16 protein-coding genes and 1 pseudogene are annotated in these 22,051 nt (G+C 62.0%); 9 read left to right on the top strand and 8 right to left on the bottom strand.

Going from position 1 to position 22,051, the window contains the following annotated elements:
• Positions 1–14 precede the first annotated feature (14 nt).
• Complete coding sequence (locus tag A8V01_RS13605) at positions 15–980, top strand: phytanoyl-CoA dioxygenase family protein (RefSeq protein ID WP_103096381.1); 966 nt, start codon at positions 15–17, stop codon at positions 978–980.
• A gap of 8 nt (positions 981–988) precedes the next feature.
• On the opposite strand, the gene A8V01_RS13610 is transcribed toward A8V01_RS13605, so the two are convergent.
• A complete protein-coding gene (locus A8V01_RS13610; RefSeq protein ID WP_170065928.1) occupies positions 989–2,287 on the bottom strand; it encodes a glycosyltransferase family 4 protein in 1,299 nt (432 codons plus the stop codon).
• 145 nt (positions 2,288–2,432) lie between these two features.
• Between A8V01_RS13610 and A8V01_RS13615 the strand changes: the two genes are divergently transcribed.
• Genes A8V01_RS13615 through A8V01_RS13630 form a run of 4 tightly spaced genes read left to right on the top strand, consistent with a single transcriptional unit; the run spans position 2,433 to position 8,048 of the window.
• Positions 2,433–3,662 (top strand): cell wall hydrolase, encoded by a 1,230-nt coding sequence (locus A8V01_RS13615; RefSeq protein ID WP_245892529.1) that lies wholly within the window; start codon positions 2,433–2,435, stop codon positions 3,660–3,662.
• Positions 3,662–5,716: an acyltransferase family protein gene (locus A8V01_RS13620; protein ID WP_103096383.1), complete on the top strand. Its 2,055-nt coding sequence runs from the start codon at positions 3,662–3,664 to the stop codon at positions 5,714–5,716. Before A8V01_RS13615 ends, A8V01_RS13620 begins: the two co-directional genes overlap by 1 nt.
• Positions 5,713–7,293, top strand: a complete 1,581-nt coding sequence (locus tag A8V01_RS13625; protein ID WP_245892530.1) for a GMC oxidoreductase — start codon at positions 5,713–5,715, stop codon at positions 7,291–7,293. The genes A8V01_RS13620 and A8V01_RS13625 overlap by 4 nt, the downstream gene beginning before the upstream one ends.
• Positions 7,290–8,048 carry an SDR family oxidoreductase gene (locus tag A8V01_RS13630; protein WP_103096384.1) on the top strand — a complete coding sequence of 253 codons (759 nt, stop codon included), beginning with the start codon at positions 7,290–7,292 and terminating at the stop codon, positions 8,046–8,048. Before A8V01_RS13625 ends, A8V01_RS13630 begins: the two co-directional genes overlap by 4 nt.
• Positions 8,049–8,108: 60 nt before the next feature.
• On the opposite strand, the gene A8V01_RS13635 is transcribed toward A8V01_RS13630, so the two are convergent.
• The 3 genes from A8V01_RS13635 to A8V01_RS13645 all read right to left on the bottom strand — a co-directional run bounded on the left by A8V01_RS13635 (position 8,109) and on the right by A8V01_RS13645 (position 11,865).
• A complete protein-coding gene (locus A8V01_RS13635; RefSeq protein ID WP_103096385.1) occupies positions 8,109–9,236 on the bottom strand; it encodes a glycosyltransferase in 1,128 nt (375 codons plus the stop codon).
• Positions 9,237–9,242: 6 nt separating this feature from the next.
• Positions 9,243–10,487 (bottom strand): polysaccharide pyruvyl transferase family protein, encoded by a 1,245-nt coding sequence (locus tag A8V01_RS13640; protein ID WP_103096386.1) that lies wholly within the window; start codon positions 10,485–10,487, stop codon positions 9,243–9,245.
• Between the two features lie 211 nt (positions 10,488–10,698).
• On the bottom strand, positions 10,699–11,865 hold the full coding sequence (locus A8V01_RS13645; RefSeq protein WP_103096387.1) for a nucleotide sugar dehydrogenase: 1,167 nt from the start codon (positions 11,863–11,865) through the stop codon (positions 10,699–10,701).
• A 288-nt stretch (positions 11,866–12,153) separates the two neighbouring features.
• Between A8V01_RS13645 and A8V01_RS29560 the strand changes: the two genes are divergently transcribed.
• Together A8V01_RS29560 and galE are read left to right on the top strand one after the other, a co-directional pair.
• Entirely contained in the window at positions 12,154–13,098 is a 945-nt protein-coding gene (locus A8V01_RS29560; protein ID WP_281256502.1) for a polysaccharide biosynthesis/export family protein, read from the top strand.
• Between the two features lie 116 nt (positions 13,099–13,214).
• Positions 13,215–14,219 (top strand): UDP-glucose 4-epimerase GalE, encoded by a 1,005-nt coding sequence (gene galE / locus A8V01_RS13655; RefSeq protein ID WP_103096389.1) that lies wholly within the window; start codon positions 13,215–13,217, stop codon positions 14,217–14,219.
• A gap of 294 nt (positions 14,220–14,513) precedes the next feature.
• Here the strand turns inward: galE and A8V01_RS13660 are convergent, their stop codons facing one another.
• From A8V01_RS13660 to A8V01_RS29240, 3 genes are all read right to left on the bottom strand, one after another.
• A complete protein-coding gene (locus A8V01_RS13660) occupies positions 14,514–14,777 on the bottom strand; it encodes a hypothetical protein (RefSeq protein ID WP_103096390.1) in 264 nt (87 codons plus the stop codon).
• 503 nt (positions 14,778–15,280) lie between these two features.
• Entirely contained in the window at positions 15,281–18,436 is a 3,156-nt protein-coding gene (locus tag A8V01_RS13665; RefSeq protein ID WP_103096391.1) for an autotransporter outer membrane beta-barrel domain-containing protein, read from the bottom strand.
• A 58-nt stretch (positions 18,437–18,494) separates the two neighbouring features.
• Entirely contained in the window at positions 18,495–19,058 is a 564-nt protein-coding gene (locus tag A8V01_RS29240; RefSeq protein WP_245892532.1) for a dioxygenase family protein, read from the bottom strand.
• A gap of 94 nt (positions 19,059–19,152) precedes the next feature.
• Here A8V01_RS29240 and A8V01_RS29245 point away from each other — a divergent pair, with 94 nt between their 5' ends.
• The gene (locus tag A8V01_RS29245) at positions 19,153–19,389 is read left to right on the top strand and encodes a hypothetical protein (protein WP_245892533.1); all 237 of its coding nucleotides are present in this window, start codon (positions 19,153–19,155) and stop codon (positions 19,387–19,389) included.
• A 181-nt stretch (positions 19,390–19,570) separates the two neighbouring features.
• On the opposite strand, the gene A8V01_RS13675 is transcribed toward A8V01_RS29245, so the two are convergent.
• Entirely contained in the window at positions 19,571–20,335 is a 765-nt protein-coding gene (locus A8V01_RS13675) for a response regulator (RefSeq protein WP_103096393.1), read from the bottom strand.
• 722 nt (positions 20,336–21,057) lie between these two features.
• Between A8V01_RS13675 and A8V01_RS29565 the strand changes: the two are divergent.
• A pseudogene (locus tag A8V01_RS29565) lies at positions 21,058–22,051 on the top strand (ATP-binding protein); the annotation flags it as partial.

A 22,051-nucleotide genomic window follows, 5' to 3' on the forward strand; every position in this document is an offset into this window, starting at 1 on the left:
GACCGGAGGATGCTATGACGACCCTGATCTCGAAAGGGCGGGCCAGATGGCTGCGCGATCTCCCTTCCAGGGCCGCGCTTGCCCTGCTCAATGAACGCCGTCTGCGCCTGTGGCTGGGCAAGCGCCACGAAGCCGCCCTGCAACGCCATGCGCCGGACCTGCCCGACCTCGACCCGCTCGGCAATCATATCGTCGAGACGCTGAACAGCAAGGGCGTGTGCATCACCAACCTTGATGACCTGCGCATTCCGGGAGCCCATGACGTCGTCGAGTCGGCATGGCGATTGTCGAGCGACTTTGCCCCGCAAGCCCGGACACTGGCAAAGGGCGGGCAGCAGTTCATCATCGTCCCGCCGGCAGAGATCGTGCGTCATCCGCAGATATTCCGGCTGGGGCTGCACGAACGTCTGCTTGACATCGTGGAAAGCTACCTCGGTCTGCCCGCCGCCTATGATGGCGCGGCGATCAACTACACCGTTGCGGATGGGCTGGAGATCGCGACCCGAAAGTGGCACCGCGACCGGGAAGACCGCCGGATGCTGAAGGTGGCGGTCTATCTTCATGACGTCGACGATGAGGGCGGCCCGTTCGAATGCATCGCCCGCAAGGACCCGGTACGCAACGACATTGACGGGTATCACTATGAATTCGGCTACGACGCAATGCTGAAGCAGCGCCTGGGTGCGGACTATGCCAACGACCTTACCAGCTGCACCGGCCGGAAAGGGACGGTCGTATTCTGCGACACGGCGCGCTTCTTCCATCGCGGTAAACCGCCAACCGGCCGAGACCGTGCAGCGATATTCTACAGCTATTTCGCGAATCCGCCGCGCCATCCCTTCCTGTGCGAACGCAGCGGCATCAGCCGCGATGAAGCGCTGGGGATGATCGAAGGGCTGTCTTTCCGGCAGCGCCGCGCCGCCTTGTGGCGGCGCGAAGTGCCGCCAATCATGCGGCTGATACCATCGGCAAGCGTCTGATTTGGCCGTTAAGCCGGGATCGACTGCAAAAGATCAGCCATCCGGCGCGCGCAGATTTCGGGGTCATGCCGTTCACGGACGCGGGCGCAGCCACGCGCGCCCATCCGCTCCAGATCCTCTGGCACGGCATCCAGTGCAGCGTTAATCGCAGCCTCCAGATCATCGACCGAGCCAGAGCGCACAAGCCAGCCAACCTGGTCATCGACCAGTTCGGGAATGCCGGCGATCGCGGTTGCAATTACCGGGCAGCGCAGTGCCATACCCTCCATGAGCACCACCGGAAGCCCTTCGGCGAAACTGGGTACCACCAGCGCGCGTGCAGAGCGCAGCGTGTCGCGGATCGTTTCAGGGCTGGCCCAGCCATGAAGCGTGATGATGTCCGCCAACTTCAGACGCTCGATCTGCGCGGCGATGAGCGCCTCGTCCTCTCCACCTCCGATCAGGTCCAGCCTGACTTCGCGCCGCACCGCTATCCGGGCAAGGGCTTCCAGCAGCAACGGCAAGCCCTTCTGGGCACTGAGCCGCGCTACGCAGACCAGGCGCGCATCCTCCCTCTGCTGCCCGGCTTCATCACGGTTGCCCCCAAAAAAGGCTGGCTCCGGTGCGCAGGGAACGACATGGATGCGCGGCCAGTCATCAGGTCGCGCCCAGCGCATGAGTTGCCCGCGGCCGAAGCTGGACACCGCCACCACGAAGGCGGCCTCGGCGATCTTGCCCGGCAGGTCCAGCCCGCGTGGATCATCGAATTCATCGGGGCCGTGCGCGGTAAAGCTGTAAGTGACCGGCGCCATTCGCGCCACCAACCGCGCAACTGTCGCCGGATTGGTTCCGAAATGCGCATGGAGATGCGACACGCCGACGGCCTCCAGCCGTCGTGCAAGTAGCGCCGCTTCCGCGAAGTAGGCAAGCGCGCGGACGCCATCTCCAGCCCCCCGCCATGCCAGCGCCATCGCGCGCAAGGCCACAATGGGCCGCCTGACCAGACATGCAAGCGTGGCCGATGCAAGCGCACGCCGGTCTTCCAGCAGCGCGGTAGTCCGGCCAGCTTCGGCGCGCCCCGCCCCATCGGCGGGAACTTCGCCGGCGCGGCGAACGGTAAAGCGGTGAACGTCAAATCCCTGCCGTTCCAGCGCAGCGATCTCGGTCTGAATGAAGCTGTGGCTGATCTTGGGGTAGACGTTGCTGAGATAAGCTATCGCCCGCCGTGGCTCGCGCGCGCGCGCCCTGGCCCGCAAGCCCGCCTGCTCCGGTCCGCAATGGCGCTTGAAGGCGAGCGGCACGCCGGCCGGTTCGGTGATGTCCAACATATGGGCATTATGCGCTCTGCGGCACACCACGGCATTGCGTGTTTTCCGTAGGGAATTGGGGCTGGTCGCCCTTGGAGCGTGATCGCGCGGATGCCGCCGGGCCCCGCTCCATGAGATGACGCAGCTTCACTGCAGGAGACGCGTCTTGCCGGCATTGGCCGCCCTGAACACCGGTTACTGGAACAAGATCCGGGATCGCAAGCAGTCGGGACGACAGCCTGAACAGGCCGTCACCCGCAGCGTCAAGGCAGCGCTCCGGGCTGGCGCGCTGGCGGCTACCGCGACCCTGGCTGTGATCCCTGCCCGACACCCCGTCGCCAGCCCGCTGCCGCGCCTGATCCCGCCCGCTATGCCGCGCGCCACCCCGGACGGGCTGCATCAGGTAGCGCAAATTCCGCCGGACGGACAAGCGCAGCTCGCCCGCGCCTTCAACGCCTCCGTACCTCTGGCAAGGGGCACCCTCACCGCCGCCCGGCCTTTCCACCTTCGCGCTACGGCCGAGCATCTTGCACGGGCCACGGATTGCCTTGCCGCAGCGGGGTACTACGAAGCAGGCACAGGGGTCGCCGATCAACGGGCGGTCGCGCAAGTGGTGCTCAACCGGGTGCGCCACCGCGCCTTTCCGACAAGCGTTTGCGAAGTGGTCTTCCAGGGCTCGGAGCGCCGCACCGGTTGCCAGTTCACTTTCACATGCGACGGCTCCCTGCTGCGCCGCACGCCTTCTGCTCATGCGTGGCAGGCAGCGCGCCGGGTCGCCGCGGAAATGCTGTTGGGGGAGGTGGAGCCCGCAGTAGGCCTTGCCACGCACTATCATACCGACTGGGTCAGCCCGGCCTGGGATCGCACGATGGACAAGATCGCCGCCGTGCACACGCACCTGTTCTATCGCTGGCGCGGCCCGCAGACTTTCGAAATGCGCCATAGCGGCAATGAGCCGGACATTCCCATGCTGGCACGCATCTCCGACGCACATCGCACCGGCGCAGGAGAAAAGCAGGTGCTGCCAACGCAGCTGCTCCCATCAGCCCTGACACCCCAGGCTTCCCTTCCCGCGTCATCACCGCGCGGCGCGCAAACGGGGATCGGCAGCGCCCTTGCCCCGCCCCCACCCAACGTGTTCCTCGTCACCCTTCCGGCATCCGGCACGCCTGCCAGCTTCCGCGCGATGGCCAGGGAACGCTGCGCCGGAATAACCGGATGCCGTTTCATCGGCTGGACCGACGCCCTGCGCACCCCGCGCGCCCTGCCGATGCCCGGAAGCGCAGTCGATACGATCGCCTTCATCTACGAGCGCCGTCAGGCCTCGGACACGACCGAAACCGTGCGCTGGGATTGTGCCCGCTTCGCCCCCGAGGGCACCGGGCACTGCATCTGATGCGCAGCGAACCGACCAGCCCACATGGGTCGTACCGCAAGGAGATAGATGGACTACGTGCCTTCGCGGTGCTTGCGGTGGTGCTCTATCACTTTGCCGTACCGGGATTTAAGGCGGGCTTCATAGGCGTCGACGTGTTCTTTGTGATCTCGGGCTTCCTGATCGGCGGAATGCTCTGGTCAGAGATGCTGGACACAGGCCGGATCGATCTGGGCCAGTTCTACTTACGCCGCATCCGCCGGCTGGCGCCCGCGTTCTTCGCAATGGCGACAGTCAGCACTCTGGTCGGCTTCTTCGTGCTGCTTCCTTTCGAATTCAGGAACTTCGGCAAGGAACTGATCGCGTCGAGCCTGTGGATGTCCAACATCCTGTTCTACCGCGAGGCAGGCTATTTCGACTTCGGCGCAGAGAACCGAGTGCTGCTGCACACCTGGTCGCTCTCTGTGGAAGAGCAATTCTACATCGTCCTGCCACTCCTGCTCACCCTGCTGCTATTGGCGCGCACGGGCCCACGGGTGATCCTGACCTGCCTGATTGCGATTTGGGCCGCGTCGCTGCTGGCTTGTGTAGCCCTCACCGCCGGATATCCGGTGATGACCTTCTATCTGTTCCCTTATCGCGCTTGGGAAATGCTTTCAGGCGTGCTTCTGGCGATCTGGTTGCGCCATGCCTCCCCCGCTCCATGGCTGCAGGCCACGTTGGCAAGCGCGGGCTTCCTGCTGCTGGGCGCATCGCTTCTCCTGATCAAGAGCGCGGGCTTCCCCGGCTGGCAAGCGCTGTTCCCCGTTGCAGGCAGCGCCGCGCTGCTGGCTGGCGCAACGAACGCGAGAGGCAACCCGGGCATCGTGCTGTCACACCCGGTCCTGACCTTCTTCGGACTGATCTCCTATTCGCTGTACCTCTGGCACTGGCCACTGCTGATCCTTTCACGCTACTGGCGCGGCGCCTATGCTTCCCCGATGGAGACCGCGGGCTGGCTGGTGCTTGCCGTGGTCACAGCGGTGTTGAGCTGGCGCTTCATCGAGCAGCCCTTCCGCCGCAGCCTGCGCGTTACCCGCCCCGTGCTGTTGAGCAGCACGGCCTTTGCCGCCTGCACCGTCCTTTCGCTCGGCACGGCGGCCTTCGTGACCAATGGTCTACCAGACCGATTCTCAAGCGGCACACAGGTGTACATCACCGCCTCGGGCGGGTTCCTGCAGGACATGAGCCGCTGCCACCGTGCAGCCGGCGGTCCTCTTGCGGGAATCGAGACTTGCTCCATCGGGCCGGACGGCCCTGCCGAATTCCTGATCTGGGGCGACAGCCATTTGCGCGCGCAGATGGACGGGCTCGCCATCGCCGCGCGCGATGTGGGGCGGCCGGGTCTGATCGTCTGGCACGCCGGCTGTCCGCCCCTGTTCGGACTGGTCAAGCGGGAAAATGCCGCCACCCCCGATCAGGACAGGGCATGCAGTGAGGACAACCGCCGCATCCGCTCAGCCCTGCGGCACTATCCCGGCATTCGCCGCCTGCTGCTGGTTGGCCGCTGGGCCTATTATGCTGACGGCAGGGGAGTGGGTCGCGACGCCCGCAACGTCATCACCCTGGCCCCGGAGCGCGGCTCGGGACTTCCGCACAATGTCGGGCAGGCCGAACTCTTCGGCATTGCCCTGAAGCGCACCGTCGCGGAACTCAGTCGTACCGGACATGACGTCTATCTGCTTCGTCAGGTTCCCGAACTGCCCCAATACGACAGCATCGTTCTGGCAAGGGACATGGCCTATGGACGGCTGACAGCCCTTCAGGCCAGCGCGCTCGCCAGCGTCGAAATGCCGGTCCTGCTCAACCGCAACCGACTGGCCGAAGTGCCGATCGATGATCTTGTCACGCATCGACAAGTCAATCTGATCGACCCGTGGCCCAGACTTTGCCGGGAACGTTGCAGCGGAATACAGAACGGAGTTTCACTCTACTTCGACAACAACCACATGTCCTACGCGGGCGCCGTTCAGCTGCGTGACCTGTTCATCCCATTCCTGTCGGGAAACACCGCAATAGCGGTCGCCGGTCCATGACCGACAGTGTAATGGGAGAAATCCTCGAGAGGTGCTGGGACGTCATCGTGATCGGCACCGGCATCGGCGGCGGCACCATCGGGCGCCGCCTTGCCGAGCAGGGCCTAAGCGTCCTGTTCATCGAAAAGGGGCGTTCCGGCCACCGGGCCGAGCAAAACCAGATGGCCGGCGATGAAATCGTCGATCCCATCGCACGGCTGATGCGGGGATCATGGCCCGACCCGGTCCGTGCCCGCATCGAAGGACAGGAACGCCGTTTTCATGCCGCCATCGGCGCTACCGTGGGCGGCTCCTCCGTTTTCTATGCGGCGACACTGGAACGGCCCGAGCCGCATGACCTCGATGACAGCGCCGAACGCCCCCACCCGACCGCCGGGTGGCCCATAAGCTTTACGCGAATGCTCCCCTACTTCGACCAGGCGCAGGCCCTGTTCGAAGTGCGCGGCCAGTCCGACCCCCTGACCCGACACCCCACCCCCAACCTCAATCACGCCGCCGCTGTCTGCGAAGGCGATGCCCGGCTTATGGAAGGCATGCGGCGCGCGGGGCTCCATCCCTACCAGTTGCACAGCGCCATGCGCGGGATCGAAGGCTGCGGTTCGTGCCTCGGCCGCAAATGCCCCCGTCCCTGCAAGCTGGATGGGCGTTCGGCGGGCATCGAACCTGCACTCGCCACCGGACGTGCGGCCGTTGCCGAATGCTGCGAAGTCATCGAACTGCGCGGAGAAGGCGCTGACGTCACCCGCATCGTCGCCCGCCGCGACGGTGCAACGCTTGAATTCACGGCCCGCCACGTCGTACTGGCCGCAGGCGCACTGTCATCGCCCCGCATCCTTCTTGCATCGCGCTCTTCGGAATGGGCCGACGGCTGCGGCAACGCACGCGGGCAGGTCGGGCGATACCTGATGTTCCACCTGAACGAAATGTTCGCGCTCTGGCCCCGACGCGGAGAAGGCTATGCCGAAACGGCCAAGTCCATCGGCTTTCGCGATCTTTATCACGTCGAAGGCCAGCGCTTCGGCATGGTGCAGGCCATGGGGCTGGATGCAGGCGAAGGCGAGATCCTGGGTTATCTGCGCTCCAAGATCGACTGCAGCCCTTTGCGCCGTCTTCCGGGTGCAGGCCACTTGGCCCGCATCCCGGCCAAAGTGGCGGCGCAGGTTCTGGGGCAGGCAAAAGTCTTCGTCGGCCTGCTGGAAGACATGCCCTATGCCGAAAACCGCGTTACGATCGACCCCGACCGCCCAGGCGGCATACTGATCGACTACAGCTTCAGTGCAGAACTGCATCAGCGTCGCAAGCGGTTCCGCAGGCTGATCCGTTCCTCGCTGAAGCAGCACCGCAAACTGTTCCTGACCTATCAGCCGGAACTGAACTTCGGCCATCCTTGTGGAAGCCTTCGCATGGGTAGCGATCCCGCAAAATCCGTCGTCGATGCCCGATGCCGGGTCCACGGCATGCGTAATCTGTGGGTTGCCGACGCCTCGTTCATGCCGACCTCGATGGGGGTCAATCCCAGCCTCACCATAGCCGCCAATGCGCTAAGGGTGGGCGACGCGATCCTTTCGGCGCAGTGAACCTGGCGATCGTCACCGGTGCCGGCAAGGGCCTGGGGCGCGCGCTTGCGCTGGAACTCGTCATGCGCGGATGCACTGTCGCCGGAATTGGGCGAAGCGCGACAGATCTTGCCACTACCGCAATGCTATCCGCCACCGAAAACGCATTCCATCCCTTCGTCTGCGACGTATCGGATTATGACGCGCTGCGCGGCACCTTCAACGCCATCCGCCGCATCGGCCCATTGGCTATTCTAATCAACAATGCCGCAATCTATCCCCGCCGCGACTTCCTGGACGAGACGCCGGAAAGCTTCATGCATGCCATCTCGGTCAATCTCGGCGGGATGGCCGCATGCTGCCGGATTGCGCTGGAAGACATGGTGCAACAGGGCGCGGGGCGCATCGTCAACGTCACCAGCTTCGCCGACCTAGCACCGATCGCGGCCAGTAGCTCCTACGCCGTATCGAAAGGCGCGGGCCGGATCTTTACACGCGCCCTCGTGGCAGATCTGGAAGAGCGCTTCCCCGGCATCGTCATCTCGGACTGGATACCCGGCGCGCTGAGCACAACGATGGGTATCGCCGATGGCATCCCGCCCGAAGTCGCCGCCCGCTGGGGCGCCGAACTTGCTTTATCGAATGCTCCGTCGTTGAACGGTACGCTTTGGGAACGGAACAATGAAGTGCTCGAACAGCAGTCCTTCAAGCGCCGCATCCTGAATCGCATGCTGCTGCGCCCTGCGCCCGTGCCGCGAATGCTCTGTGCCGCCTAGACCGCACCACCTTCATCCCGTCGACCCCAACCACTCAAGCCTTCGTAAAGGTGCCGGATATCACAGCACCCCTTCGATGCATTTGACGTTCTTCTCGATCAGAATATCGTTCGAGAGGTTGTTCACGACGTTGTCGTAAGCATTGCCGACTATCTTGGTCCGGTATTCCTCATCCGCGATGACCTTGGCGATCGCCTCTGCAAAAGCCACCGAATTGCCCGGCTCAACGACGATTGCCGTATCGTCGTGCCGAGCAACGTCGACGACACCCGTGGGCAGGTTCGTGGCCACGACCGGCACCTTCAATGCCATGGCTTCGACTTGCGAAATTCCATAGGCTTCGGTCTTCTCTGTGGAAGGGAACGCGAAAACGTCCGCTGCGGCAAGCAATCTCAGCTTTTCGTCATGCGAGATGAAGCCCAGGAACTTGACGCGATCCGCAATACCCAGATCGGCGACCTGACGCCGCGTCGCTTCGTTACAAGGGCCGTCACCACCGATTATACAATACAACTGCGGATCGCTGGCGATCGCGTCGATAAGAACGTCCAGCCCCTTGTAGCGCGCATGGCGCCCCATGAAGGCAACAATCGGCCGCCCTCCGCTCAGTTCCCGCCCCCAAGCCCTGGCTTCGGCGCGCTTCTCATCCGAAAGCGTGTACTTGTCCAGATCCAGCCCGAGCGGGATCGCGATGCTGTTGCACTTCACGCTTATGTCGTCGGACGAGGTGATATTCCGCAACGACGTAGCAATCAGAAGAGACGTGTCTTTTAACAGCGCGTTGAAGACCTTCCTTGCGAAGAAGCGAAGGATCGGACGCCCGTAGATATCCATGTGATGCGTGACGACAAGCGAACCGGGGTTCTTCCGCACCTTGAATCTCAGCCAAAGCGCCACTGCCAGCCAGGGGTTTGGCGAATGGAAATGCACGACCTTTGCAGGAAAACGCAGCGTCTTGAAAAACGTCGATATGCCGATCGGCTGCGACTTGAGAACCGCCAGCGTCGATGTTCTGACGACCCTGACGCCGTCCATCATCTCGTCCGAAGAACCCTTGGCGTGGTTGTTGCAGATCACTGCAACATCATGCCCCCGCCCCGCCAGTCCCTCGGCAACGACACGGGTGTTTTCTTCGACGCCGCCAGAGAATGGAGCGTAATATTTCCCTACGACAAGGATATCAGTCATCTTATCTCAAACCCGTGCTGCGATGGGCGACGAAGAAATGATCGATCTTACCGAAGTTAACAGATCATCCTGAGCCTGTGATGCCAGGGCGCGAGACTTGCTGCCGTCGACCTGGCCAGCAAGCGCCTTTCTGCCATATTCCAGGACCGTGTCGGCATCGGGCTTTCCGAAAGGCACCACAAACTCGCCCCGGCCCATCAGGGCCATCTGGCTTTCCAGTTTGTCGTCCCAGCCCAACGCGACAGACGGAACATCATGCGCGAAAGCCACGATCTGGGCGTGAAGGCGATGCCCGACAAGAAGGTCGAGCCCCTTGATGACAGCCACCAGGTCCGACGGTGTGATCGATCGCGTTATGACGGAAAATCCGGACACGCCCTCTTTCGATGCGAGATCGGCAAGGTGCGCCAGATAACTTTCGTCTTCCTCGGCGCCGTTGGTGAAAAGGTTCACCTTGTATCCAGCGTCTGCGTATGCCTTGACGAGCGCAATCCAAAGCGCATCGTACTTGTCCCTGATCGACGCATTGCCCGCATATTGGGCAAGTTCGTCAGGATCCGATACGTTCAGACCGACGCCCGATGTGCTGGCCTCGACGCTGCTGTAGCAACTTTTTGCCAGATAACCGGGGTCCAGTGCCGTCGACTTTGGGATGTCTATGCCCGGAAGAGACTGCTCCAGCCTCTCAAGAGATTTGGCATCACGAGTGGCGACAAAGGAACAACGCGCCAACGCTGCGGCAAAAAGCTTTGTCCCGCGGCGCGACCAGTTCGCCGATACCCCAACAGCGTGAAAGCCCATCCTTGCGCCAACCTCGTGTGCAAGTCGGGTCACCAGTTCGATCTTCTTGGGGAAGTTCAGGTTATAGTCGCTCAGGAGATGGCCGCCGCCGATGATGACGATATCACCGCTCCGGAACAGCGCGCGCCATTTGGGAAGTGCCTTGCGAGCCAGAAATACCGATAACCCGGCGTCTACAACCAGCCTTCTGACGAAGCTCGGAGCAGCGCGCATGACGAAGAGAAGGCCGCGCTTTCCCTTTACGGAAACCTGACCATACCCTTCACGGGCTGCCAGATCGACATGCATGATCGACGACGAAGGCGAAATTACCTTCAGCGCATGGGCCATGCACTCGGCAATGACGCCGTCACCAAGGTTCGGTGCATACGTTACGCCGCATATGACAATGCGCGAACCATCGCCGACAACCGATGGATCTTCAGTCGTCGAACCAGCAACCATCACCATTTAAATCAGACCTCCAACACATGCCCGGTTGTCGTGCGATATCCTGGTAACGCAAAAGTTCGGACTGGCTCGCCTAGCTATTCCCGGCATCATAATCGGCTATTATTGCGTCCGCTCCAAGTCACGGCATCCCTCTTCCTGACGATGAGGGCATCTAAGCTGCGCAGACAAAATCCGCCGCGCCCGCGCCTGAAGCCATCACACAAACATCCTAGTCGGATCCGAACAGGTCCCGGGTGAACACCTTGTCCCGAACGTCTTCGATCGCATCCGATATGCGGTTCGCAATAATAAGATCCGACCGATCCTTGAAATCGCTCAGGTCGCGAACGATCTGCGAACCAAAGAATTCAGCGTCTTCCATCTCGGGTTCGTAGACGATCACTTCGATACCCTTGGCCTTGATGCGCTTCATGATCCCCTGGATGGAAGAGCTTCGGAAATTGTCAGACCCCGCCTTCATGACGAGCCTGAACACACCGACCCTTTTCGGTTTCGCGGCGATGATGCGGTCGGCCAGAAAGTCCTTCCTGGTCTGGTTTGCCTCAACGATCGCTCTGATAAGGTTCTGCGGAACGTCTGAATAATTCGCGAGAAGCTGTTTCGTGTCTTTCGGAAGACAATAGCCGCCGTAACCGAAGCTCGGGTTATTGTAATGATCGCCTATGCGCGGGTCCAAACCAACACCGTCGATGATCTGGCGTGTATCCATTCCACGCGCTATTGCATAGCTATCAAGTTCGTTGAAGAAAGCCACGCGCATTGCAAGATAGGTATTTGCGAAAAGCTTGATAGCCTCTGCCTCATTCGAATCCGTATAGAGGACCGGCGCATCCTTCTTTTCAGCGCCTTGCAGCAGAAGACCCGCGAAAACTTCCGCGCGCTTTGAGCGTTCCCCAATGATGATTCGCGACGGATATAAGTTGTCATAGAGGGCCCGACCCTCTCTGAGAAATTCAGGGCTGAATACGATCTGCTGACTATCCAGTTTCCCGCGCATTTCTTCGACAAACCCGACAGGAACGGTCGATTTGACGATTATGGTCGCAGTGGGATTGACCGCGATTGCAACCTTCAGCACCGATTCAACGGACGAAGTATCAAATTTGTTGGACCCCACATCGTAATTCGTGGGGGTAGCAACAATCACGTAGTCAGCGCCCTCAAGAGCAGCCTCGGCATCCAATGTTGCGGTGATATTCAGCACTTTCTCGGAAAGAAATTGCTCAAGTTCCGCATCGACAATCGGCGATATTCCCGAATTAAGCAGATCGACCCGGCGTTGCGATATATCGACAGCAACAACCTCGTTGTGCTGCGCCAATAGAACCGCGTTCGAAAGCCCAACATAACCCAGACCGAATACAGCAATCTTCATTGGCAAACACTCACTCGGAAGCCGAACAGGCTCAAATCAGGCGACCTGTACCAATAAGCGATCATTACAGATCAATGGCAGCATCGCCTAACGCCTGACGTTAACGATTTGGTCTATTCCGCATTGCGGCAGACCACGTCAATGGCTTTATGCTGCATCGCACACCTTTGCGCCGATCCGAGGCAATATCAAGGCGACGAGTTCAGGACAAAGCTCAAGTGCATGAACCAGCGCAGTTCAATACCTAATATCATTTCTTGCCAAAGACATGCCGGTTCAACGGCCTGCATGTCACAGCCCCTGCGAACACTCGACCATACACTGACGCAGCGCTCCTATCGCACCCGGAACACCCTGCGTGCAGACCATTCGTCGCATGGGCAGAACCGAATTTGCCGGGGGGTGGGCAATCGGCAAGTTGTTTGCGGTGCGCAACGGGCCGCCCCGGCGCACAACGCTTGCGCTGCGGAACCGCCCGCACTACGGCTATGCCCTGACCGAACCTCGCGATGGAGACATCCGATAGTGCCCAAATCTCGCCCCTCCGTGCTGCTTGCAGTACTACTGCCAACGTCAATCTTGTGCGGATGCAGCACTACTACTTACAATCCGGACCTTCCGACCGGTGCAGCCGCTTACGATACTATACCCGCCATCGTTCCCGCTCCCACGACTTACGCCATACGTGCAAAGGACGTGTTGACGCTGAGGGTGTTCGGCGAGCCGGAAGTGTCTCAGGACGAATTGCGCGTCGATGATGCCGGACTTATTCAGGTCCCCCTGATCGGCACGGTCAAGGCCGCAGGGCGCGATGCACAGGAAATCGGCAGTGAAATCACCGGCAAGCTGGCCCAATCCTATCTGCGCAACCCCCAAGTCGCAGTATCGGTAAAGCAGGCCACCCCAAGCTTCGTTTCGGTTGAAGGCGAAGTCGAGAAGCCTGGCGTTTATGAAATTGACGGCCGCTCTACGCTGCTTTCGGCAATAGCCCGTGCGGAAAGCCCCACTGCGTCGGCAAAGCTGACCGAAGTAGTGGTGTTTCGCACGATCGACCAAAAGTCCATGGTCGCACGCTTCGACCTGAAGCGCATTCGCACCGGCATCGACCCCGATCCCATGATCCTCGACGGGGACGTTGTCATGGTCGGCTATTCGACGACCCGTGGTTTCTGGCAGGATCTGCTCAAGACAGCACCTCTCCTGAACGCCTTCTCACTGGCTGCAACGCGGTAACGCGCGTTAGTGCGCCCCCCTGCACGGCAAGGGAATTATTCCCTTGCCGTCGCCCCCGAATGGAAGCCTAAATCTTCGACCGGAATATGGCGCATCGCGCCAGGGAGATTGAAAGCATGACCGTAAAGCACACCGTCCTGGTCACCGGCGGCGCCGGTTATATCGGGGGCCATGCGGTACTCGCGCTGAAGGATGCGGGATGGCCCGTCGTAGTGCTGGACAATCTCGTAACCGGCTTTCAGTTTGCCATCCCGGACGATGTTCCCTTCTACCAGGGGGACATTGAAGATCGTGAACTGGTTGCGAAAATCATCGCGGACCATGAAATAAAAGGGATCATGCATTTCGCCGGTTCGGTTGTCGTACCGGAATCCGTGTCCGATCCCCTCAAGTACTATCACAACAACACCGCCAAAAGCCGCACCCTTATCGAAACGGCGGTTCGCGGCGGCGTTCCCCACTTCATCTTCAGCTCCACCGCAGCGACTTACGGCATCCCGGAGACATCCCCCGTCACCGAGGACACCCCTCAATCGCCCATCAATCCGTATGGCATGTCAAAGCTGATGACAGAGGCGATGCTGGCCGATGTAAGCCGCGCACATCCCATGAACTATTGCGCGCTGCGCTACTTCAACGTCGCGGGTGCAGATCCGCAAGCGCGCAGTGGCCAGTCCACGGCTGGCGCAACCCATCTGATCAAGGTCGCGGTCGAAGCAGCCCTGGGCAAGCGTGACCACGTTGCCGTGTTCGGAACCGATTTCGATACCCCCGATGGCACGGGGGTGCGCGATTACATCCACGTTTCGGATCTTGCCGACGCGCACGTGCTTGCGCTGGAGGCTCTGATCGCAGATCCGGCACGCTCCCTTGCCATGAACTGCGGATATGGTCGGGGATTCTCGGTACTGGACGTCCTTGATGCGGTCGATCGCGTGACCAATCGCAAGATCGACCGGCGTTTCGCGGACCGCCGCGCTGGTGACCCTGACGCGCTGGTGTCTGATAACGCCCGGATCAAGTCCACCCTTCCGTGGACTCCCAAGTTCGACGATCTTACCACCATCATCGAACACGCTCTGGCATGGGAGCGCAAACTCGACGACGTCCGCGCGGGCTAGGCGTTACACCTTGCCCACCCAGCGGCCTGAATATCCCTTGCGCACGATCGGGCTCTTACAGCAATCGCAAACCCGCACGTACATGCTGCCATTCCAGTGATCCTTGCCTTTGGCCGGAGAATGGCGATTCATTAAACATTTCACGAATTGAAACACTGAGAAATCCGAAACAGTTTTTGCCCGTTGCTTTGCCGGTTACGGCACGCCGCAAAGGTTAGCAGCCGGGAAACAGACGGCCGCGGCAGTAGGTTCCTGCCGCGGCCGCCGTCACTTGATATTAATCGGGTTAACGACTCACGAGCCGTTCGACTTGTCGTCGTCGTCAACCGCCTTGTAGACACCGAAACCGGCTGCACCAGCGGCAAGAATGCCAAGAACGACAACAGCGCCGTCGGCCTTGTTCTTCGCCTTCACGGCGGTCGAGCGACGCTCGCCGACACCGTTGAGGTTGCTGATCTTGCCAGCCGAGGCTGCGGCCGTGGTACCGGCCTGTGCCGCGACCGGAGCAGCCAGCACTGCGGCGGCTCCGAGTGCCAGCATGGTCTGCTTGAGCTTCATGTGACCTCCTTTTGTTGTCGCAACCTGGGGTGCGCCCTACCATCTCGGCCCCTCAGATCGCAAAAAAGTGTTTAATTTGAGATGGTCGCACTCTGCAATCGACTGTATCCGCATACAGGTCAAGCGGGCACTATTGCCAACTGCAAAACCAACAGCGTCAATTTACGAGCTTTTCGATCGCGTTTGCGATCCCCTTGCGCCAAATGCTGGCCATTGCCCTGCCTTTGCGGCGGAATCGACTGTTGTGTGGACGGATATGACCTCAGTACAGTCTATGTAAATATACCGTGGTCCGTGACCTTTCTGTCACAGAATCCGAAGCGAAACCTTCGCTTTGCGCGTCAAATCCGACGGGCCGGAGGACAAGCCTTCGAATCAGCCCGATTGCCCGCATCTGATCGGGCCAGTGCGCCCTGTCATTTCCTCGAAACGACAGGGCAAATCGGAACACAAGTCCATCATCCAGGGCCCCGCCCGAGAATCCGGCGGGGCCATTGCACCCCTTAGAATGCGACGCTCAACCCGGCGCGTGCCGAGAAGTCAGTTCCGGTACTGGTCCGTTCCGTTCGTGCCGAAATCTTCCAGGTAAAGTCGTAACCACCCGCAAGCATGCTGACTTCACCGATCCATGCGCCCTTGAGGCCATCGGCCGCGATCGTGAATGCATCGCCGGCATCGTAATCGTCACCGCCGTTGAAATAGGCGGTCGTGCTGCCAAGTTTGCCCGTCAGCACTTCACGACGGCCGGCCTCCAGCTGGAAGGTCAGCGGGCGCCAGTCGGGCGAGATCGTGCCCAGCGAATAGGATGCCGTCACCGTCGGGGTGGCGGTAAGCATCTTGCTGGTACGGCTGGCAACGGTGAGCGCCATGGCGTCGGTATCGGCTGTTTCGTCGTAGCCGTCTTCCTTCAGCCACATCTGTTCCAGTTCCAGCTTGGGCTTGAGGCTGAAGCGGCGCGACATGTCGAAGCGGTACGAGGCACCGGCAAGACCCGAGAACAGCCAGCCCTTCCAGCTGCCGTCCGCGGAGTAGGAAAAGTCCGTGTCGTCGATCGTGCCGGTGTACGTGCGCGTGGAATCGATCGACACGCGCGAAGCGCCGATGCGCGCCCAGGCCAGCAGCGGACCTTGCTGGGTACGCCAGAACACGCCAAGGTCATGCTGCCCGATATCGAGCTTTCCGGTGCCGCCGTTGTTTTTGACGTTGCCCTGCATCCACGCATAGGAAACGCCGAAATTGCCCAGATCGGTATGCCGCTCGACACCGCCCGAAAGGCCCCAGCCATTGGCCTTGTACCCTGCCGTGCCGGTCGCATCCTTGCTCGCGCGCCAGTAGATCGGCTCGAACCAGCCACCGATGTCGGAGATGTCGAACAGGCTGGTGTCATCGCTGATGTGACGGGCAGCAAGCCGGTCAGCGGTCGTCACCGCCTTGAACACGCCGCCCGCGTGATCAGGCAGCAGCCCACTGACCTGATCACGCAACGTTGCGGAATCCTCTACCTGAAGCAGACTGTCGGTGATGTTGTCATCGTTCTGCGCCGTGGCATAGATCGCATCCCACGCCGAAGCCTGCGACCGGTTCAGCCCCAGTTCGTCCGTGCTCTTGCGCGCAAGCGTCAGGTACACGCTGTCATCATCGCTGGTCACCGATCCGTTGTAGATGAACGGCGTGTCCACCGACGAGTTGAGCGCACCCTCGATCGTCAGGTTTTCGGAAGTGAGCACCGTGTAAGTGCCCTCAGCCGTTGCAAGGCTGTTCACGGTGGCCGAGACGCTTGCCCCATCGGCCAGCGTCGCGCTGTTGACGACGATCGTGGAGCTTTCGTCACCATCGACGTAAACGCCGATCGTGCCGCTCGATCCAACCGTCAGCGAGCCGAAGCTCACCGTCGTGGCTTCATCCGGAATCAGCGTGCCGCCATTGACGGTAACGGCGACATTGTCCGCATTGGTGAACTGGCCGGAATACGTGGCCGTGTCATTGATGGTGACGGTGCCTGCTTCCCCGGCGAAGTCCATCGTGCCCGAATAGCTCGATTCGCCCGAGAGGGTCGCCGTCGCCGCGCCGCTGCCGAAGTAGATGTCCCCGGAATACAGGGCATCGTCGGACAGCGTCAGCGTATCGTCGCCTGCGCCGAAATAGGTGTCGCCCACGATCTGGCCGGTTGAGGCCGAAAGGGTATCGTTGCCCGATCCCAGCAGGATATCGCCGGTGATCTTGGCGTAGACCGTGGTGTCCTCCTCGTCATTGTCCTCTTCGTATTCCGCGCGCGTTTCTGCGTCGTCGTCGTTGAGGTACTGCGTGATGGTGACGCCGGTGGTGTTGGCAGACAGGTCGATGGCGGTACGGGTATCGGTGCTCGAACCGTTCGCCGCGATGAAGCCGGTGTTCTCGATGGTGGTCAGCGTGCCGGACAAGTCGCGGATCGCTGTCGTCGTCCCCTCTCCGGTCGAGGTGAGCGAGGCGGAGATGGTCCCGCTGTTGTACAACGTGGTGACCGTGCTGCCCTCGTTGATGAGCAGCGCGGTGGCGGACTGGTCATAGGACGTTGCGGTAAGCGAGCCCGATACGCCGATGCCGTCGGTCAGGGTCACATTGCCCCCCTGCCCGCCGATCACCAGGCCATAAGCGTCGGTGTTGCTGTAATAGGCGTTGGCCGATACCGAACCGTCAATGACGATCGAGTACGTGCCCATGTTGCCGGTGACCGAGCCAACCGTGATATCGCTGGTGCCGCCGACCTGAATTGCAGGACCGTTGCCATAGGTGCTGACCGAGCCGGTGCCTTCGTCGCTGTCGTCAACGCCGTCGCCATCCTCATCGTCATTGTCGTCGTCGCGGTTGACCGGCGGCGCGGCGACGTAGATCCCGCCATCGACGTTGCCGGTGATCGAAACCGCTGCGGTGCCCGTGCGCAGCGCCTCACGGGACAACACCTTGGTGGAGCCATCGTCATCGGTATAGGAATAGCCTTTGGTCACCGATCCCTGGATGGTGACCGTCCCGGTGACGTCGCCCGCCACGCTGAGCCCGCTCGAACCCGATCCGACGACCGAAACGGTGCCCTCCAAGGTCACATCGCCATCGACCCCTTGCGTCGAGATGCCGACCGCATTGTCGCCGATCACTCTGATCGTGCCGGTATTGGTGATCGATCCGGTCCAGTCGCCATCGAGCACGATGCCGCCCGAATTCTGCCCTTCGACGGAGATGGCGCCTTCGTTGAGGATCGTGCCTGCGGCATCCCCCGTCACGTGGACGCCATAGCGGTTGCTGGCAGAGGCGATGTTGTCGGTGACGATCCCGTCCGAATCGTCGTCATCGACAACGTAATCCTCAAGCACGGTGATCGTGCCGTCCTCACCGATGTCGATGCTGGATGTGGTGCCCGCATTGACGGTGATGCCCGAGGTATTGCTGGCCGCGCCCATTTCCAGCGTGCCGCCCATGGTGACCGTGGAATCGCTGTCCACCGTGATCGCGCTGCCACTGGCCAGCGTGATCGTGCCGTTTTCGCCCACCGTCACATTGCCGGCAGTGGATGTCGACAGAGCGGTCGTGGTGTCCTTGGTCACCGATGTATCGGCAAGCGCGGGCGAGGAAACGAGGGCGAGCGCAAGCGCTCCGAGGCTGGCGGTACTCTTCAACGAACGCATGGCGGATGTCCCGAAAGAATGGATGCTGGATGATCTTGAAAGGGAGAGGGCGCGGACCTCAGGTGGCGATGCCGATGACCGCCGTGCCGGTGTATCCGGCCGTGACGCTGCCGCTCAGCGTGGGCGTCTGCTGGGCGATCTGCGCGGAAGTGTTGTCTCCGAACACGTTGTCCGAAGAGAGCGAGATCGCGTTGTAATTGGCGATGCTGGCGGTGTAGCGGGTGTCGCCCGAGAAGACGGCGGTGTTGTTCGCCGCCGGCATCGCCAACTGCGAAATCAGCGTCGCTGTGCGTCCGGTGCTGGCCGAAGTCAGCCCGCCGGTGAACACCTCGAAATGGATGTGCGGCCAGCGCCCCGAATAACAGGCAGGGTAAATCGTGGTGAACGTGACCTTGCCGTCGCTGTCGGTCACCTGAACGCCGCGCAGGTAGCTTTCGGTCGTAACTCCGCTCGAATAGAGCGAGTAGAGCCCCGACGCGTCGCAGTGCCACACATAGATCGCGGCGCCCTCGATCGCCGCGCAGCCATTGCTCACGTCGACCAGTTGAAGCTCGATCTCCAGCTTGACGCCGGCAGCCGTATTGGTCGAACCGATGAAGCTGGAACGGATATCCGAACGCACGACGCCACTTTGCGTCAGCACGTTGGAAGTGGAGCCGCTGGCCGTGTTGGTGCCGTCAGCGGGATAAGGGCCGTTGGTTTCGGTGGGATCGGCGATGCAGCTTGCATCCGAACTGCCGCCGGATGTCGAGGATGACGAGGTCGACGTCGAAGACGACGACGAGGAACTCGACGTGGATGTCGAGGACGACGACGAGGAACTGCCGGAATCCGATCCCGAAGATCCCGAGGAATCATCGCCCCCGCATGCGGCCAGCGCGGCCGCCGTGCCCGCACTTGCCATGAAGGCCAGCGCGCGGCGCCGGGCGAACATTTCGCGTCCTATCGCCTGAAGGTCTTCGGCCAGCCCATGGCCGTGGGGCTCTTCGTCCGAGGGCCCCCGCTTCCCAAATCCCATTCCCGTGCTCCTTGCGCCCGGCGGGATCGCGGGGCCTCAGGGGGCAGGACTGTGAGACGGGCGTTGCTCGGGGATTTCAGGTGAATTGCACGAGAATTGCGATCAGTTTGCGAATATCAGCCCGCCGGGCGGTCATCCGTTACCGCAGGAACGAACAGGTAGCCTTCGTTCCGCACGGTGCGAATGATATCGCTGCCGCCTGCGCCGTCCGACAGCTTGCGGCGCAGCCGGGAAAGCTGAACATCGATCGCCCGGTCGTAATGATCCGAATCCTCCCCGCGCGACCAGTCAAGCAACTGGTCGCGGGTCAGCACCCGGCGCGGATGCTCAGCAAACGCACGCAGCAGGCGGAATTCGCCGTCCGAAAGGGAAATCAGCGCATTGGTCGGATCGAACAGCAGCCGCAGGCCAAGGTCCATCCGCCAACCCGCAAAGTGCAGGCAATCGCCGGAATCGACTTCGACCGCGCGCGGCTGAACAAGGGTTTCCACGGGCGCAGTCGCAGGCGCCGTTCCAGCTCGACGGCGCAAAACCGTACGGATGCGTGCAAGCAGTTCGCGCGGATTGCAGGGCTTGGCCAGATAATCGTCAGCGCCCATCTCCAGCCCGACGATCCGGTCCACGTCGCTGCCCACGGCGGACAGCATGATGACGGGCGGCGCATCAGGGCCCATCTGGCGCAGCGCCGTCAATCCGTCTTCCCGCGGCATCATGACGTCGAGAACGATGAGGTCGAAGCGTTCGCCCGCCAGCAGCTTGCGCATTTCCACCGGATCAGCGGCGGTGGTCGTCTCGTAGCCGTGCTTGGCCAGGAAGTCTCCGATGAGCGAGCGGATGCCTTCGTCATCGTCCACGATGAGAATACGGGTATGCAGGTCCATTGCATGGGGTTCTAGGATCATTCCGCGCTGATGGATAGTGCGTGTTCCGCGCGGATTTCAGCCATCGTTACACGCCGCGACAGCCCTGTAATGTCACTGCAAAGCGGTGAAATCCTGCCGCAACTTCCCGGCCCGACAAATCGGTCCATGGACAGTCGAGCTTGCCGCGATACACATCGGCCAGCCGTGTTCGCGGCCATTTGTGCGCCCCCCGCGCCCTTTACCGCGAATCACGGCCCCGATGTGTTCGAGGCCACCGTCAGGGATCCCGCCGCCAAGGGGTCCCGCGGTGCCGGGGCCGTCGATCGATCGGGTTCTGTAGTCGCACCCGTCCCGTTCGCCGATGGCCCCGGAACTATCCGGTGTACAGGTGAGAAATACCCTCTCCACTCGCCGGATATTTACCATGTTCGGAGTCTGCAAAACGACACAAGTGCGTGGTACTTGCCGCGCCATCGCCAGAAGCTGCCCATAGCGCGCGCTTCAGGCCGCAAAGTTTCCTGCCGGACTTGCCGTTTTGAACGGCACTGGTCCGGTCCGGTCCGGGGTGACCGTTCCCGCAAGCCGCTTCGGTGGGCAGCGGGAACGCGGAGCGGGGACAGGAGGGACGTGTCCCTCTCTCCTGTCCCCGCTTCGCATATCGTCCGGCGATCGCCTCTTCGACAATTCTGCGACAATCCGGCATCTCGAAATCGCGCGTGCCGCGTGGCAAAGCGCTGGTCATGACCTTCCCCGAGATTCCCCGCCGACTCGGCATGCCGCTGGCGATGCAGATGGTTGCGATCCTTGTGTGTGCACTGCTGGCAGCGCAGGCGGTGACACTCGCTCTGACCGTCATCCTTCCTCCGCGCCCGACCGAGCGTTGGAACATGGACGAAGTCGCGAACGCGCTTAGCGGCGGCCCGCCGCCCGAACGCCTCGAACGCAAGATGATGGTCGGCGCTCCCGACGTCAGCGGGCAAGGCTGGCTTGTGTCCGAATCTTCACGCGATGCCCTGGCCACGCGCATCGGCCGACCCGCCGACGATGTCGTCCTTGCATTCTACACCCAGTTGCCGGTCGGCGGTGTCGCCGTACCCAGCGACAGCCGCTCGCCGCTGGCGGTCAGGTCATCCGCTTCGGGCGGGCTGTCCTCGCTGCTTGTCGAGCAGGCGCATGCACAGGCGTTCCCCGGAGGCCCGCCTGCGGGCGGATCTGCGGGGCCTTCCGGCATGCCCGGTGGCGGCTTTCCCGGCGGACGCATGCCGGGCGGACAGTTCCCGGGCGGCGGCTTTCCCGGAGGATCTGCTCCCCGTGTCCCGTCGCAACCGCGCACGTCCATGCCACGTCCGGGCCTGCCTGGAGGCGGCAACATCGGCGGAGGGGGCGGCGAACATGGTGGCGCAACCGGGCCAGCAGGAGGCACGCGGCCCGGCGGCGGGGATGGCATCGGAAATGGTAGCGGCAAGGGTGGCGACAGCCCGCTCGGCGGCGCGCCCCTTGGCGGCGGCCCTCGTGGCGGCGGCGATGCCGTGTCCGGTCGCGGCCCCGGCCCGCTTGCCCAGCCCGGATTGACGCCCGGAATCGGCATCGCGCCACCTGTTCCGGTCATTACCCTCGCGCCGCCAGTCGTCCGGTCGACCCCTGAAGCAAGGCCCGCCGCGCGCACCCAGCCAGCGCCGGCAAAGCCCGCGACGAACCCTGCCGCCACCGCCACGCCGGCCGCCCCGGTCGCTG

This window comes from Novosphingobium guangzhouense (assembly GCF_002896965.1).
In the GTDB taxonomy this organism is placed as follows: Bacteria; Pseudomonadota; Alphaproteobacteria; order Sphingomonadales; family Sphingomonadaceae; genus Novosphingobium; species Novosphingobium guangzhouense.